This window comes from Rhizobium sp. 9140 (assembly GCF_900067135.1).
In the GTDB taxonomy this organism is placed as follows: domain Bacteria; phylum Pseudomonadota; class Alphaproteobacteria; order Rhizobiales; family Rhizobiaceae; genus Ferranicluibacter.
Genome location: NZ_FJUR01000001.1, coordinates 2,042,113 through 2,056,974 on the forward strand (window position 1 = coordinate 2,042,113; position 14,862 = coordinate 2,056,974).

The 14,862-nt window shown below is 64.3% G+C and carries 13 protein-coding genes; 10 read left to right on the plus strand and 3 right to left on the minus strand.

The genetic code is table 11. The features are described 5' to 3' along the window. Nucleotides 1-132: 132 nt before the first annotated feature. The 3 genes from GA0004734_RS09560 to GA0004734_RS09570 all read left to right on the plus strand — a co-directional run bounded on the left by GA0004734_RS09560 (nucleotide 133) and on the right by GA0004734_RS09570 (nucleotide 5,523). Nucleotides 133-1,407 (plus strand): metallophosphoesterase family protein, encoded by a 1,275-nt coding sequence (locus tag GA0004734_RS09560; RefSeq protein ID WP_092933245.1) that lies wholly within the window; start codon nucleotides 133-135, stop codon nucleotides 1,405-1,407. Next, nucleotides 1,407-4,901, plus strand: coding sequence for an ATP-binding protein (locus GA0004734_RS09565; RefSeq protein ID WP_092933247.1), 3,495 nt, complete (start codon nucleotides 1,407-1,409; stop codon nucleotides 4,899-4,901). Before GA0004734_RS09560 ends, GA0004734_RS09565 begins: the two co-directional genes overlap by 1 nt. A gap of 241 nt (nucleotides 4,902-5,142) precedes the next feature. Next, entirely contained in the window at nucleotides 5,143-5,523 is a 381-nt protein-coding gene (locus GA0004734_RS09570) for a CAP-Gly domain protein (RefSeq protein WP_092933249.1), read from the plus strand. A 41-nt stretch (nucleotides 5,524-5,564) separates the two neighbouring features. On the opposite strand, the gene GA0004734_RS09575 is transcribed toward GA0004734_RS09570, so the two are convergent. From GA0004734_RS09575 to GA0004734_RS09585, 3 genes are all read right to left on the minus strand, one after another. Beyond that, the gene (locus tag GA0004734_RS09575) at nucleotides 5,565-5,795 is read right to left on the minus strand and encodes a hypothetical protein (protein WP_092933251.1); all 231 of its coding nucleotides are present in this window, start codon (nucleotides 5,793-5,795) and stop codon (nucleotides 5,565-5,567) included. Nucleotides 5,796-5,994: 199 nt separating this feature from the next. Then, nucleotides 5,995-6,351, minus strand: coding sequence for a response regulator (locus GA0004734_RS09580; RefSeq protein WP_092933253.1), 357 nt, complete (start codon nucleotides 6,349-6,351; stop codon nucleotides 5,995-5,997). After that, complete coding sequence (locus GA0004734_RS09585; protein ID WP_245292387.1) at nucleotides 6,344-7,783, minus strand: sensor histidine kinase; 1,440 nt, start codon at nucleotides 7,781-7,783, stop codon at nucleotides 6,344-6,346. The genes GA0004734_RS09580 and GA0004734_RS09585 overlap by 8 nt, the downstream gene beginning before the upstream one ends. Nucleotides 7,784-8,108: 325 nt before the next feature. Between GA0004734_RS09585 and GA0004734_RS09590 the strand changes: the two genes are divergently transcribed. The 7 genes from GA0004734_RS09590 to GA0004734_RS09615 all read left to right on the plus strand — a co-directional run bounded on the left by GA0004734_RS09590 (nucleotide 8,109) and on the right by GA0004734_RS09615 (nucleotide 14,823). Continuing rightward, the gene (locus GA0004734_RS09590; protein WP_139056256.1) at nucleotides 8,109-8,387 is read left to right on the plus strand and encodes a hypothetical protein; all 279 of its coding nucleotides are present in this window, start codon (nucleotides 8,109-8,111) and stop codon (nucleotides 8,385-8,387) included. A gap of 24 nt (nucleotides 8,388-8,411) precedes the next feature. Further along, the gene (locus GA0004734_RS09595) at nucleotides 8,412-8,831 is read left to right on the plus strand and encodes a DUF4174 domain-containing protein (protein ID WP_092933259.1); all 420 of its coding nucleotides are present in this window, start codon (nucleotides 8,412-8,414) and stop codon (nucleotides 8,829-8,831) included. A gap of 42 nt (nucleotides 8,832-8,873) precedes the next feature. Beyond that, nucleotides 8,874-9,032: a hypothetical protein gene (locus tag GA0004734_RS25930; protein WP_092933261.1), complete on the plus strand. Its 159-nt coding sequence runs from the start codon at nucleotides 8,874-8,876 to the stop codon at nucleotides 9,030-9,032. A 386-nt stretch (nucleotides 9,033-9,418) separates the two neighbouring features. Beyond that, complete coding sequence (locus GA0004734_RS09600) at nucleotides 9,419-11,029, plus strand: peptide ABC transporter substrate-binding protein (RefSeq protein ID WP_092933263.1); 1,611 nt, start codon at nucleotides 9,419-9,421, stop codon at nucleotides 11,027-11,029. A 129-nt stretch (nucleotides 11,030-11,158) separates the two neighbouring features. Then, on the plus strand, nucleotides 11,159-12,082 hold the full coding sequence (gene oppB / locus GA0004734_RS09605; protein ID WP_092933265.1) for an oligopeptide ABC transporter permease OppB: 924 nt from the start codon (nucleotides 11,159-11,161) through the stop codon (nucleotides 12,080-12,082). Next, nucleotides 12,075-13,217: an ABC transporter permease gene (locus GA0004734_RS09610; protein ID WP_092933267.1), complete on the plus strand. Its 1,143-nt coding sequence runs from the start codon at nucleotides 12,075-12,077 to the stop codon at nucleotides 13,215-13,217. Before oppB ends, GA0004734_RS09610 begins: the two co-directional genes overlap by 8 nt. A 1-nt stretch (nucleotide 13,218) precedes the next feature. Continuing rightward, nucleotides 13,219-14,823, plus strand: coding sequence for an ABC transporter ATP-binding protein (locus GA0004734_RS09615; protein WP_092933269.1), 1,605 nt, complete (start codon nucleotides 13,219-13,221; stop codon nucleotides 14,821-14,823). Nucleotides 14,824-14,862 lie beyond the last annotated feature (39 nt).

The following is a 14,862-nucleotide window of genomic DNA, read 5'->3' on the forward strand; positions in this document are numbered from 1 at the left end:
ATCAGGTCTCGATGACAGGAACCTGTCGGTTCCTGTGATCGACACTCGATTAGCTGCACGACGCCGTGGAAAGACGGGGCCGCCCAGGCCGAAACGATTGACGTCGATGCATCGGCAGGCCCATGGTCGGGCATGGCTTTCCGCTTCGTTCACACCGCAGACCTCCACCTCGATTCTCCCCTCCGCAGTCTGGCGCTTCGCAACGGCGAGCTTGCCGAGCATGTCCGCGGGGCGACCCGTGCGGCGCTGACGGCCATCGTCGATCTCTGTATCGCGGAGGCGGTCGATGCGCTCTTGATCGCGGGCGATCTCTATGACGGTTCGCAGACCTCGATGAACACGGCGTTGTTCCTGATGAGCGAGATGCGTCGGCTGGAGGCCGCCGGGGTGCGCGTCTTCGTCATTCGCGGCAATCACGACAACCAGTCCGCCATCCGCCGCGAGCTGACCTTTCCGGACAATGTGCATGTGTTCTCCAACCGCACGAAATCAGTAAAGGCAGCGATGCTACCGGATGGCCGCGCCGTCTACATTCACGGCATCGGCTTCGACCAGCCGCACGCGCCGGACAGTCTGCTGCCGTCCTTCCCGGGTCCGCAGGCAGACAGCATCAACATCGGCATGCTGCACACGAGCCTTGCCGGCGCGCCGGGGCACGATCTCTACGCGCCCTGCAGCGTGGCGGAGCTTGCCGCACATGGTTTCGACTACTGGGCGCTTGGCCATGTGCATCATCGCCTGGTGCACAGCGAAACGCCGCTGATCGTCATGCCCGGAATGCCTCAGGGCCGCGATATCAACGAAGCGGGCGCGAAGAGCGTGACGCTTGTGACGATCGAGGCCGGCGGTGAGATCCACCACGCCGAGCGCCGCATCGGCGGCGCGGTGTTCGAGCGGGCGACGATCGGCCTTACCGGTGTCGCGGAATGGCGCGAGCTTCTGGCCCGCATCAGCGACGAGCTCGCACGCCGCGTGGCGGCGGCCGGTGCCGAGCAGCTGATCCTGCGCCTGCACCTGACGGGCGCGACGCCGCTCGCCTTCCGCCTGAAGCGCGATCCGGCCTTCCTGATGGATGAGGTGACGGGTCTTGCCAACGCGTTGCCGGGCTGCTGGGTGGAGAAGATCGAGATCGACTGCCACGCGCCGGAGATGGTTGGTGAGGCGGATCCCGGTCTTGATCCCGCAGCCGAACTGTCGGCGCTGATCCACGGCGATGTGCTCGCCTCGCACGCGTTCCGCCAGCAGGCGGCCGATCTCATGGCCGAGCTTCTGGGCCAGCTGCCGCGCGAGTTGCGGGAAACCTTTGGAACGGACGAGGCGACTGTTGCAGCGCTTCTGGCGGAGATCGCGCGCGACGGCAGCGACGAGGTGCTCGCGCATGTGCGGGCCGGCGAGGGAGGTCAATAATGCGTCTGTCCGCGCTCGATCTCGTCCGCTACGGCAAGTTCACCGGCAAGCAGCTCGACTTCGGCCCGGCCCGGCCCGGCAAGCCGGACCTGCATCTGGTCTACGGACCGAACGAGGCGGGCAAGTCCACGCTGTTTTCGGCGGTGCTCGACCTGTTCTTCGGCATCGAAGGCCGCAGCCCCTACAATTTTCTGCATCCATACCCCGCCATGCGCATCGGCGCGACGGTGGAAACCGGTGGACGCGGCCAGTCCCTGTTTCGTGTCAAGCGCCAGCAGAACACGCTGATCGACGCCAACGAGCAGCCGCTGCCCGAAGGGCTTCTTGCCAATGCCTTCGGCACGGTGGATCGCGCGACCTATCAGCTGATGTTCTCGCTCGACGACGACAGCATCGAAAAGGGCGGCGAGAGCATCCTGCGGAGCGAAGGCGAGCTTGGGTCTCTCTTGTTTTCCGCCAGTTCGGGCCTGCCGGACCTCACCGGCGTCATGGCGGAGCTCAAGGGCCGGACAGACGCCTTCTATCGCCCGCAGGCGCGCAAGCACCGGCTGGCCGAGCTGAAGGCGGAGCTGGATGCGCTGAAGGACGAGCGGGCCGCCATCGATGTCAGCCAGCGGGAATACACCGCGCTGCGCAAGACGCGCGATCTGGCGACGGAGCGGCACGAGGCGGCGCTCGCCGCCCGCGCCGGGCTGCGCGTCCAGTGGGACGGGGTCAAGGCGAAGCTCGACGGTCTGCCGCTCCTTCTGCGGCTGCGGACGCTGCGTGGCGAGCTTGCGACGCTCAGCGACCTTCCGGACCCGCCCGCCGTCTGGCATCAGATGCTGCCGGAGCTGATGCGGGCGGAAACCGAGATCGGCACGCGCCTGACGCAGATCGCGGCGGATATCGCCCGCCGCACGCAGGAGCGAGACCTGCTCGCGCGCGACGAGGCCGTGCTCGCGCTGCGCGCCGACCTGCGCCATCTGGAAAGCTCGGGCCTCGAAGCCCGTTACCGGACGGCAGCGCAGGACATGCCCTCGCGCACGCAAGAAAGGGCGGCGGTAACCGCCGACCTCGCCGCGCGGCTGCTGCAACTCGGACGCGGCGAGGACGAGGACCCTGCCACGCTTCTGATTCCGGCAGCAACCGTCGGCAAGCTGCGCGCGCTGGCCGAGACGCATGCGCGCCTGTCCGAGCGGCAGGAGGCGGCCCGTCGGGAGTTCGCAACGGCGGAGGCTGCTCATCGCGACGCGGTCGAGCGAGCCGGGACGGTTGGCGAGAGGCCGCCAGGACAGGCTTCGGCGATGCAGACGACCGCCGATCCACAGGCGCTGTCCGACTTGCTGCGGGCTCTGAGGCGCGAGGATTTTCCGCTCCGCCAGAAGGCCGCGCGCGAGGAAGCGGCGCGGCTCGAGGATCTTCTCGCCGACCAGCTGGCAGCCCTGCCGGGCCGGTACGATGCCGAAAGCCTTGCACGCGCGCCGGTTCCGGCGGAAGGCGATTTGGCTGACTGGTCGTTCAAGACCGAGACGGTGAGCGAGCGCCTGCGCCGGCTCGACGAGCGCCGCGCCGACGTCGCGCTGCAAATGGCCACCGCTGAGGCCGAGCGGAATACGCTTCTGGCGCAGGCGGAGTTTGCCGACGATGCGCGGGTGGCGGCGCTGCGCCTTGCGCGCGATGCGGCCTGGCAGTCGCACCGGGGGGCGCTGACGCCGGAAACGGCCGATCGGTTCGCAAGCGCGCTCGACAAGGACGATCAGGCGAGCGCCCTGCGGCTGACCCAGACCGAACATATCGCCCGCAGCCGCGCTCTGGCGGTGACGATCGCCGACCTGACCGCACGACAGGCGGCGTACGACCGGCAGCGCGCGGACCTGCTCGCGGAGCGTAGCGTGCTGGAGGCCACCATCAATACTGCGGCCACCGCCTGCAATCTCCCTGCGGATGTGTCGCTGGCGCGGCTGGAGGATTGGCTGCAACGCCGGCTGAAGACGCTGGAAACACGCGCCGCATTGCGTGCCATGCGCCAGAAATCGGCCCAGGCGGATGCCGACGAGGCGCGAGCCATGGCCCGGCTCGCCGCGGCTTTCGCTTATGGGGCTTCGCTGCCGGATGATTTCGAGACGGCGCTGGCTTTTGGCGAGCGGGTATTAATGGCGGCGCAGGCCGAGGCGGCCGAGGGGCGGACCCTTTCGGACAACCTGAAGCGAACGGAGGCGGCGCTTGCATCGCGCCGCGGCGATGCGGACGCGGCCGATGCGGCGATGGCGGCATGGGCGGATGCCTGGGGCGAGCGTCTCTCCGGCCTCTGGCTTGCGCCGCACGGCGAGGTGCCGAGCCTGGCCGAAGTGATGCCGACGCTTGCGGTGCTTGCCGAGATCGACCGTCTGGTTCAGCGGCGCAACGATTTCGACCACCGCATTCAGGCGATGGGCCGCGACCAGACAGCATTCGCGAACGTCATCGCCAGCTGCTGCGCGCGGCTGGGTTCGCCATCTATCGACGATACCTCCGGCGACGATCCGCTTGCGATCTTCACCGCGCTACAGCGGCGGATGGCAAGCGCCGAGCATGTGGAGGCGCTGTTCGACCGTCTGTCGACGGAGCTGGAGGAGCGGGAACGCGAGGCGCGGGCGTTGGCCGAAAAGCTGGAGCGGCATGAGGCCGGAAAGCGCGACATGCTTGCCTTTTTCGGCTGCACGGAACTCGGCGATGTCGCCGCCCACCTTGAAAGCGCAAAGGCGCGGACGCGCCTGCGCGAACGCATTGTGGAAACCGAGGCCGACCTTGCCGCCCGTTTGCGCGTCGGCACGGCGGATGAGGCCGAGATGGTTCTCGTCGCTCTGGACGAGGACGGGCTTCGCCGCGAGGCGGCCGAACTCGCCGCGCGCCATGAGGAGGCCGACCGGATGGTGCAGGATCGCCATGCCGAACTGCGCGATGCGGAGCGCGGCCTGGAAAAGGCCGCGGGCGACGATGCGGCCGCTCATATCGAGGAGCGTCGGCGCACGGTGCTCGCCGATATCGAGGAGCAGGCGCTTGCCTATCTCCGGCTGCGTTCCGGCCTGCTCGCCGCCGACATGGCGTTGCGCCTCTATCGGGAGCGGCACCGCAGCGCCATGATGCAGCGGGCGTCCACGGCCTTCGCCACCATCAGCGGCGGGGAATATGAGGGTCTCTCGACCGAGATGGAGAAAGGGGCGGAGTTCCTTTTGGTCCGCTCCGCTTCGGGTGCAACCAAGCTTGCGAAAGACCTTTCTAAAGGCACGCGCTTCCAGCTCTATCTCGCGCTGCGCATGGCCGGTTTCCACGAGATCAGCGCCCAGCGCGAGGCCTTGCCCTTCATTGCCGACGATATCATGGAGACCTTCGACGACGCCCGCGCCTTCCACGCCTTCCGGCTCATGGCGGATATGGCGGGCGTCGGCCAGGTCATCTACCTGACTCATCACGAACACCTCTGTGAGATCGCCCGCAAGGCCTGCCCGGATGTGGTGTTGCACCGGCTATGAGGGCATGCAGACGCCGGCGGCAGGTCACGTCCTGCGCCGGACTTGCGGGCGGATGCCATCAGGCACTATACGGATGCACCGTACCGGCTTTCATCTCCATGGCTGCCGTGGACGATAGTCCTGCCTCAATGCTATCGCTTGCGGCATTTGCGACGAGGCGGTGACTGCAAGGAGAAGCCGGAGCACGCATGCGTGGCAGGCTTTTCTCATTCGAGCGTGGCCATTCGGGCCGGAGGCAGCGATGAACAATTTCCATGTCGGCCAGAAGGTCGTCTGCATCGACGACAAGTTCAAGAACGTCTCGATCGACCAGCTGATCCGCAAGGGCGAGATCTACACGATCCGCTGGGTCGGCCCGTATAGCCATTACATCGACGGTGAATTCATCGGCGTGAAGCTGGAGGAAATCAACCGTGGCAATGACGACGGCCCGGAAGGCTACGGCGCAGCCGACATGCCCTACCGCGCAACGCGGTTCCGCCCTCTGCTCAAAGATCGCCTTTCGTCGCTGAAGAACCTATTGGCGCCGACGCCGAAGGGCGAAACGCCGTATTCGCCGCCCGCTCCCGAAGAGCCGAAGCGCGCTGCGCCGAAGCGGGAAAAGGAAAAGGTCGATACCTGAAGAGGACGCGGCCCGCGCCTATCGTCGGGCGGCATGTCATTTCATCGCCGCTGTTTGCGGCGGTCGCTATCCTGCAGGAGGTCCTGCAGCGCGGCTTCGCTGATCATGCCGCATTGGAAGACGTGGATTCTGCGCGCCGCCGCGACGTCGCCCGTTTCGGCGCCGGCCGTGCAATGGTCCTCAAAGACGCGCTGCAGCGCATGACCGCCGCGAGGGGCATGCCGAGCATCCGGGCATCTGTCGGCACCAAGACCGAAATCCCTTGTGGTCATGATGATCTCCACAGGTTTGACTGGCATGCGATTGTACAGGACAGATCGCCCTTGGCGATTCCAAGAACTGGCCTATCAATCATCATAGAGCCGATGAATTTTTCGAAGCGTTCTGAAAGATAATACGTGACGGCAATGACGCGGAAATGACCGTTTCGTGACATTGCAGGTGGGCCGGAAGCGCGGCACAGGAAGGGCGTCAGAGTGCCGCCGTCAGCAGGCGTCTGACATCGCCGACATCGAACGGCTTTTGCAGAACCGGTGCCGAGATGCCGGAGCCATCAAGGCCCGCCGCGCCATAGCCGCTCGCAAAGACGAACGGTATGCCGCGCCCCAACAGCGTTTCGGCAATGGGGAAGGACGGTTTCCCCGCGAGGTTGATGTCGAGGATGGCCACATCGAGATCGATCGTGCGGGCAAGGTCTAGGGCCGGCTCCAGCCGCATGGCCATTCCGGCGATCTCGCAGCCGAGCTGGAGAATGAAGTCCTCGATAAGGAGCGCGACCAGCATCTCGTCCTCCACGATCAGCACGCGTTTTCCGGCAAGCTTATCCAAGGCCGACGCCTTCGCGGATGGCGGAAAGCGGAGCGGCCAGTTCGAAGACGAGGCCATCCGGCCTGTGATGGATGTGTACCTGTCCGGAAAGCTCGGCAGGCAGGGCACGCTCGAGGAGATGGGACCCGAAACCGCGCCGCTGCGGCGCGTGCACCGGCGGTCCGCCGATCTCGCGCCATGTCATTCGGAAGACGTCCCGGTCCTCTACCACGCTCGTCTCGCAAATGATCTCCACGCGACCCTCCGTGCGGGATAGCGCGCCGAACTTCGCCGCGTTGATGGCGAGCTCGTGGAGCGCCAGCGCCAGGGAAAGCGCTGCATGTGGCTCCAGCCGCAAGGGTGGGGAGGTTACGTCGAGCTGGGGATGGTCCGGATCGTCATGCGTCGCAAGCGCTGTCTCCAGCACTTCGTTGAGATCGGCTCCGGTCCAGTTCTGCGCGGTCAGCATGTTGTGGGCACGCGAGAGCGCGAGAATGCGCCCGTTGATGGAATCGGATGCCTCTTTCAGCGACATGGCGCCGCGAAGCGTCTGCGACGTGATCGCCTGCACGGAGGCGAGCGTGTTCTTCACACGGTGATTGAGTTCGTTGACCAGCAGGCGCTGCCGATGCTCGGCAATCACCCGCTCGGTCACGTCGGATCCCTGCACGAAGATATGCGTAACCTCGCCGCTGTCGACCGTGATGGGTTGATAGACGAAATCTACAAAGCGCTCTTCCGGTCCCGCTTCCCGTGAGCGGACGAGAACGATTCGCTCGGACCAGCGACTGACAGGCTCGCCGGAGCGATAGGCCTCATCAAGGAGATCGCCAAAACGCTGGTCGGCAAGCTCCGGCAGTGCTTCGCTGACCGGCTTGCCGATCACGTCCCGGTTGCCGATCAGCGCCTGGTAGTTCGGGTTGACCAGCTCGAACACGTGGTTCTCTCCCCGCAGCATGGCCATGAAGGTCGGCGCCTGCGCGAAGAGTTGGAGCAGCCGCTCGTGCTCGCGGGCGATTCGTTGGCGCGCCAGAACCTCTCGCGTCGTTTCCACCACGATGGCGATGACGCCCGCAGGCGTTCCCGTCTCGTCGAGCACAGGAGAATAATCGAGGTTCATCCAGACCTGTTCCGGTACGCCGCGCCGATGCAGCGTCAGTTCCTGATCGCGATAGGCCAGTGTCCCCCCTGCAAGCCCGACTTTCATCACATTGTCGTTGAAATCGGCGATCTCGGCCCAGCCTTCGCGCACCCGGGAACCCAGAAGCTGCGGGTGACGCTTGCCAGCAAAGCCCGAGTAGGCGTCGTTGTAGATCATGATGCCGTGCTCGCCCCAGAGCATGACGATCGGCACCGGGGACTGAAGAAGGAGGGCGGTCGCGGTGCGAAGGCTTCCTGGCCACGTCTCGACCCGTCCGAGCGGCGTGGCGCTCCAGTCGAATTCGCGGATCAACTGCCGGATCTCTCCGCCTTTTCCCAGGAAGGCGAATGCGTCTTGTGGAGCTTCTGCACCACTTATGGCTCCAGCCCCGTCGGCCCGATTGTTCTCGGCCATTCCCACCACCGTTTGTCCGTCCGTCTTTTGGTGAGACGGCGGCAGCACCGGCGCTCGTCTCATTGGTATGACGAAATAGCAATCCGGCGTCATCTGGCAAGATGCTGTCATGACAACTCTTGGCGCCATCCGGGTGCCATCCGGAACAATCGTGTCGATCCAAGTGTTGCAGAGGTAACGCAGGCGCGCGTGGTGCGCCGATGCGCGCGGGAGGTTAAAGGTCATGAGCAGCAATGTGGAACCGAGGACATTCGGGCATGGAACGATGGAGGGTAACAGGGACGTCGAGGCCTGCAAGGCAACACTTGGCGATGCCTTCCACGCGGTGACGACGAGCGGCGAAGTGAGCATGGGTTCGGCTGCTGGCGCTGAAATCCCGGGCGAACTTCAGGAGTTGATCAAACAGGCTGAGGCATCAGGCTGGCATCGCGACGTGGCGGAGGAAGCGATCCGTCAATTGGCGCGTGAACTGCTGGGCGCTCGCGGTGCTTCGTTCGACTGACACGTGAAAGCAAAGGAGACGACCATGCTGAAATCCCTGATGACCGAGATTTTTGGCGTCGGCCCTCATCCGGAAGAAACATCCGGCAACCTGCACGATCTGCAGTGGGAAAAACGCGTGCTCGTGATCTTCGCGGACCCTGCCGGCTTCAAGTCGGATACCCAGCTTCATGTCCTGATGGGGGACAAGGATGCGCTTCGCCACCGCGATCTGGCGATCTTTACGGTGGATGGCAACGACGTTCGTCCCGAGTTCGGCTCAGACGTCGTTCCGCAGGCTCATACGTTGCGCAAGGAACTGGCCTGCGCTCCCGGTACCTTCGCCCTGGTACTGGTGGGCAAGGACGGCCACGTGAAAAGCCGCTTTGACGACGTGGTCGATCCCGATGTGCTTTTCGCCGAAATCGACAGCATGCCGATGCGGCAGGCCGAAATCCAACGATAGCCCGTCCAACCGGCTGCAAAACCCATTTTGACAGGAGACATCATGTCTAACGTGCCTGATCCCATTCCCACGCCGAACCCCGGCAATCCGCCGATTCCGACACCCATGCCGCCGATCACGGAACCGGAACCCGATCGGCTGCCCGACGAAACGCCGAATCCCAATCCAGATGAAAACGACGCACCGCCGCTGTCGGTGTGAGTTTTGTCGGACAGCGTTTGCCTACACGTCGTCGGTCCGACGTCTCAGGTCGGCGAAAAGCCGGAAGGAACGCGGCAGCAACCACCGGCTGTCGCATTTCTGTGTCTGCGCGAAGCGAGATCCGTCCGTCTCATCAGTGCGAAGGGAGAGACGGCTTTTGACGTAAGGTGCAAGCGTGCCTTCGTGCGGTTCGTGGCGTAGAGCATGGAAACGATGAGGATATCCCCTGAAGACGATCCTGCAACCGCTTGGACTGTAAACCCGAGATTTCGCTTCCGGCGTCCATGGAGATCCAGCGCTGCAAGAGGGTTGCCTTTATGCATTTTTTCGCCTTTGTTGTCGCTTTGGCGCCAGCTTGATGGCGCAAACGGGCAAGGAGATCACCGATGACCGCACCCCTGACTGCCGTGACACGACACCTGCGACGCGCTGCCCTGATCAGCTCGCTTTTGCTCGGTGCAAGCCCTGCGCTTGCCGAGGCCGTACTGAACCGCGGCAATGCCGGCGAGCCACAGACGCTCGATCAGGCCCATACGTCGATCAACATCGAGGCGTTCATCCTCAAGGACCTTTACGAAGGCCTGACAACACATGATGCCAAGGGCGAGATCGTGCCGGGTGCGGCCGAGAGCTGGACGGTTTCGGACGACGGGACGGTTTACACCTTCAAGCTGCGTGAAAACGGCAAATGGTCGGACGGATCGCCGGTGACGGCGGAAGACTTCGTCTTCTCGCTGTCGCGCATCGAGGATCCGAAGACAGCGGCCGGCTATGCCAACATCCTTTACCCCATCAAGAATGCCGAGAAGATTAACAAGAGTGGCCTGGCTCTTGATCAGCTGGGCGTGAAGGCCATCGACGCGAAGACGTTGGAGATCACGCTCGAGCGCGCGACGCCTTACTTCCTGGAACTCCTCGCTCATCAGACGGCTCTGCCGGTTTCCAAGGCAAGCTTCGAGAAGAACGGCACGGACTTCGTCAAGCCGGGCATCATGGTGTCGAACGGCGGCTTCAAGCTGACCGAGCACGTTGCCAACGATCACCTGACGCTGAGCAAGAACGAGCAACACTGGGACGCCGCCAACATCAAGCTCGACAAGGTCGTTTTCTACCCGCTCGAGGATCAGGCCGCTGCCGTGCGTCGCTACGAGGCGGGCGAGCTTCATGTGAACTATAATTTCTCCGCCGATCAGATCGCGCGGCTGAAGACCCTGGTCGGCGACGAGGTGCATATCTCGCCGGCGCTCGCCACCTATTATTATGTGTTCGACACACGCACCGCACCGATGGACGACGTCCGTGTGCGCCGCGCGCTCTCCATGGGCATTGATCGCGACTTCCTCGCAAAGGAAATCTACAGCGGCTCACAGCAGCCGGCCTATGGCTTCGTTCCTCCGGGCCTGCCGGATTATGGTACGCCGTCGGTTGCCGACTTCGCGACGAAGAGCCAGCTCGACCGCGAGGACGACGCTCTGGCGCTCCTGAAGGAGGCTGGCTATGGCGAGGGCGGCAAGCCGCTCGACATCGAGATCCGCTACAACACCAACCCCAACCACGAGCGGGTCGCGACCGCCGTCGCGGATATGTGGAAGACGGCGTTCAACGCCAAGGTGACGATGGTCAATCTCGACGTCTCCTCGCACTACGCCTACCTTCAGGAGGGCGGCAAGTTCTCCGTTGCGCGTGCCGGCTGGACGGCAGATTACGGCGATCCGGAAAACTTCCTCGCCATGAACACCACAAGCAACGTCACCTTCAACTATGCCAAGTGGAGCAATGCCGACTACGACGCGCTGATGGCGAAGTCGAACGACGAGAAGGACCCGGCAGCCCGCGCCAAGCTGCTGCACGAGGCCGAGACGATCCTCATGCAAGAACAGCCCGTTGCGCCGCTCCTTTACCAGAACGAGCTTTGGCTCGTTTCCAAGAAGGTCAAGGGCTGGGTCGACAACGCCAATAACGAACACCCGAGCCGATACCTGAGTATTGCGGAATAATTGCGCCAGCTTCCCGAGGTGCTCTTTTAGGGAATGCCGACGAAGCCCCGGGTCTTCTCCCCCACAGGCGGGAGAAGACTTGCGGTCCGGTTGGTTCCTTCAACCAGATGCCTCCCATCGGAGAAGGCCATGTTATCCTTCGTTTTTCGCCGACTGGCGAGCGCTGTGCCGACCCTTTTCATCGTCGTCACGATCTCGTTCTTCCTCATGCGCTTTGCCCCTGGCGGCCCATTCAACCTCGAACGGCCGCTCTCGCCACAGACCATGGCCAATCTCAACAAAGCCTATGGGCTGGATCTGCCGCTGTGGCAGCAATATCTGCGCTATCTCGGCAACGTCGTGCGCGGCGATTTCGGCCCGAGCTACATCTACCGCGACAATACGGTCGATCAGCTGATCGGGATGGGGTTGCCCTATTCGATCGAGCTCGGCCTCTGGGCGTTGGGCGTTGCACTGGTGGGCGGCGTTGCCGCCGGCACATTCGCGGCTCTGCGGCAGAACAGCTTTATTGACGTCGCCATCATGACGCTCTCGACGGTGGGCGTGACGGTGCCGAACTTCGTCGTCGGCCCCGTGCTGACACTGGTCTTCGCCGTTACCCTGTCCTGGTTGCCGGCCGGTGGCTGGGGCGATGGCTCGCTGCGATACCTGATCCTGCCGATGATCGCGCTCGCCCTGCCGCAGTTGGCCGTCTTTGCGCGTCTGACGCGCGGCGCCATGATCGAGGCGCTGCACACCGACCACATCCGCACCGCACGCGCCTACGGCCTGCCGGCGCGAACGGTGGTGGTGACGCATGCGATGCGGGCCGCCATGCTGCCGGTCGTCTCCTATCTCGCGCCCTGCGCCGCAGCCCTTCTCACCGGATCGGCCGTCATCGAAACGCTGTTCACCATTCCCGGTGTCGGCCGCTTCTTCGTGCTCGGCGCCATCAACCGCGATTACACGCTGGTCATGGGCACGGTCGTGCTGATCGCGGTCTTCGTCATCGTCTTCAACCTTGTGGTCGATATTCTCTACGGCCTGCTCGATCCGAGGGTTCGCCATGAGTGATCTTGCCCGAATGCCGAACGTACAGCCGGCGGTTCAGCCGGAAGCGGCCAGCCGCAGCCTGTTCCAGCTTGCCGCGATGCGCTTCCGGCGCAACCGCGCGGCCATGGCCGGCAGCGTCGTGCTGGTACTGGTCGCGCTGTTCTCGTTTGTCGGGCCGCTGTTCATCAGCCACAGCTACGATCAGGTGTTTCCCTCCTACGTCTCGGTGCCGCCGAGCCTCGAGCCGCGGCCGGGTGCCGACAGCCTGCAGGGCGCGATCTCATCGGCAGCGACGCGGGCGCGCGTCACGCTTCAGGCCTTCGAGGTCGAGGGGCAGACGTTCACTGCGACCTTCACCTCCGACGCGGCCATCGATCCCCGCACGACCCGCTACATCGACCGCGCCAACGAGTTCGACGACACGACGGTCACGGAAACGCGGGACGACGGCCGGACGATCGTGGTCGAGGGCCGCGTGTCACGCGAATATTTCCTGTTCGGCACCGATTCGAACGGTCGCGACCTCGTTGCACGCGTCATGCTGGGCGGCCAGATCTCGCTGGCCGTCGGCCTGCTCGCCAGTCTCGTCTCGCTCGGCATTGGCGTCCTCTACGGGGCGACGTCGGGCTATCTCGGCGGCAGGGTCGACAACATCATGATGCGCTTCGTCGAGATCCTCTACTCGCTGCCCTTCGTGTTCCTCGTCGTCGTGCTCGTGGTCTTCTTCGGCCGGTCCTTCATTCTCATCTTCCTCGTCATCGGCGCGGTGGAGTGGCTCGATATGGCGCGAATCGTGCGCGGTCAGACGCTGGCGCTGAAGCGCCGGGAGTTCGTGGCGGCCGCGCAGGCGCTGGGGCTGACCGACTGGCAGATCATCCGCCGGCACGTGGTCCCCAACACCATCGGCCCGGTCGTCGTTTTCGTCACCGTCGTCGTTCCCAAGGTCATCCTGCTCGAAAGCTTCCTCTCCTTCCTCGGCCTCGGCGTGCAGGCGCCGCTGACGAGCTGGGGCGCGCTGATCTCGGAAGGGGCGAACAACATCCAGTCGGCGCCCTGGTTGCTCATCTTCCCCGCCATCTTCTTCGTCCTCACCCTGTTCTCGCTGAACTTTGTGGGCGACGGGTTGCGCGACGCACTTGATCCGAGGGACCGCTGACATGCCGGAACCAAAAGACATCATTCTCGACGTCCGCGATCTCAAGGTGACGTTCGATACGCCGGATGGGCCGGTCGAGGCGGTCAAGGGGATCGATCTCGACGTGCGCGCCGGCGAAACGCTCGCCGTGGTCGGCGAGAGCGGCTCCGGCAAGAGCCAGACGATGATGGGCATCATGGGGCTGCTGGCCGCAAACGGCCGGGTGACGGGAAAGGCGTCCTATCGTGGGCAGGACCTGATCGGCCTGCCGATAAAGGCGCTGAATACGGTGCGCGGCGCGAAGATCACCATGATCTTTCAGGAGCCGATGAGTTCGCTCGATCCGCTCTACACCATCGGCCGGCAGATCTCCGAGCCGATCGTCCACCATCGCGGCGGCAGCTTCCGGCAGGCGCGGACACGCGTCCTCGAACTGCTCGAACTCGTCGGCATTCCCGACCCGCGGCGGCGCATCGACAGCTATCCGCACGAACTCTCCGGCGGGCAGCGTCAGCGCGCCATGATCGCGATGGCGCTCGCCAACGATCCCGACATCCTGATTGCGGACGAGCCGACGACCGCTCTCGATGTGACGATCCAGGCACAAATCCTCGATCTCCTCCAGTCGCTGCAGACACGATTCGGCATGGCGGTGGTTCTCATCACCCATGATCTCGCCGTGGTACGTCACGTCGCCGATCGGGTGGTCGTCATGCGGCGGGGCGAGGTGGTGGAGCAGGGGCTGACGACAGATATCTTCGAGCGCCCGCAGGCCGACTACACGAAGATGCTGCTGGACGCGGAACCGCGTGGCGAAAAGCCGCCGGTTGAGGCCTCGGCGCCCATCCTCCTCGACGGACAGCGTGTCTCCGTCGATTACGCGACGGGTGGCGGCCTCTTCTCCAGCCGCTCCGGAACGTTTCGTGCCGTGGACAAGGTCAGCATCCGCCTGCGGGAAGGGCAGACCATCGGCGTCGTGGGCGAATCGGGTTCGGGAAAATCGACGCTCGGGCGGGCGCTGCTGCAACTCGTTCCCGCTTCCGGCATCATCCGCTTCGACGGGCAGGATATCGCCGGCTTCGACCGAAAGGCGATGCGCCCGCTCCGGCGGGAGATGCAGCTGGTCTTCCAGGACCCGTTCGGTTCGCTCTCACCACGCCAGACGGTCGGCGAGATCATCACCGAAGGGCTTTACGTCCACGAACCAGCTCTCAGCCGCGCCGATCGCGACAAGCGCGCCATAGCAGCGCTGAAGGAGGTCGGTCTCGATCCGCAGGCCCGCAACCGCTATCCGCACGAGTTTTCCGGCGGCCAGCGGCAGCGCATCGCAATCGCCCGGGCCATGATTCTCAAACCGCGCCTCGTCATTCTGGACGAGCCAACCTCGGCGCTCGATCGCTCGGTGCAGGGACAGGTCATCGACCTCCTGCGGAGCCTTCAGGATGCCCATGGGCTTTCCTACATCTTCATCAGCCACGACCTCGCGGTCATCAAGGCCATGGCGGACTATGTCATCGTCATGAAGGACGGTGAGATTGTGGAGGAAGGAGAGACCGACGCCCTGTTTGCGGCGCCACGTCAGGCCTATACGCAAACCCTGCTCAGCGCCGCCTACACGGCGGTGTGATGTGACAAGACCGACGCGCATACGCGCGTTCGCGAGCCG

Coding starts and splice junctions, on each gene's coding strand:
- GA0004734_RS09560 (WP_092933245.1), top strand. CDS start 133: ATGGCTTTCCGCTTCGTTCACACCGCAGACCTCCACCTCGATTCTCCC.
- GA0004734_RS09565 (WP_092933247.1), top strand. CDS start 1,407: ATGCGTCTGTCCGCGCTCGATCTCGTCCGCTACGGCAAGTTCACCGGC.
- GA0004734_RS09570 (WP_092933249.1), top strand. CDS start 5,143: ATGAACAATTTCCATGTCGGCCAGAAGGTCGTCTGCATCGACGACAAG.
- GA0004734_RS09575 (WP_092933251.1), bottom strand. CDS start 5,795: ATGACCACAAGGGATTTCGGTCTTGGTGCCGACAGATGCCCGGATGCT.
- GA0004734_RS09590 (WP_139056256.1), top strand. CDS start 8,109: ATGAGCAGCAATGTGGAACCGAGGACATTCGGGCATGGAACGATGGAG.
- GA0004734_RS09595 (WP_092933259.1), top strand. CDS start 8,412: ATGCTGAAATCCCTGATGACCGAGATTTTTGGCGTCGGCCCTCATCCG.
- GA0004734_RS25930 (WP_092933261.1), top strand. CDS start 8,874: ATGTCTAACGTGCCTGATCCCATTCCCACGCCGAACCCCGGCAATCCG.
- GA0004734_RS09600 (WP_092933263.1), top strand. CDS start 9,419: ATGACCGCACCCCTGACTGCCGTGACACGACACCTGCGACGCGCTGCC.
- oppB (WP_092933265.1), top strand. CDS start 11,159: ATGTTATCCTTCGTTTTTCGCCGACTGGCGAGCGCTGTGCCGACCCTT.
- GA0004734_RS09610 (WP_092933267.1), top strand. CDS start 12,075: ATGAGTGATCTTGCCCGAATGCCGAACGTACAGCCGGCGGTTCAGCCG.
- GA0004734_RS09615 (WP_092933269.1), top strand. CDS start 13,219: ATGCCGGAACCAAAAGACATCATTCTCGACGTCCGCGATCTCAAGGTG.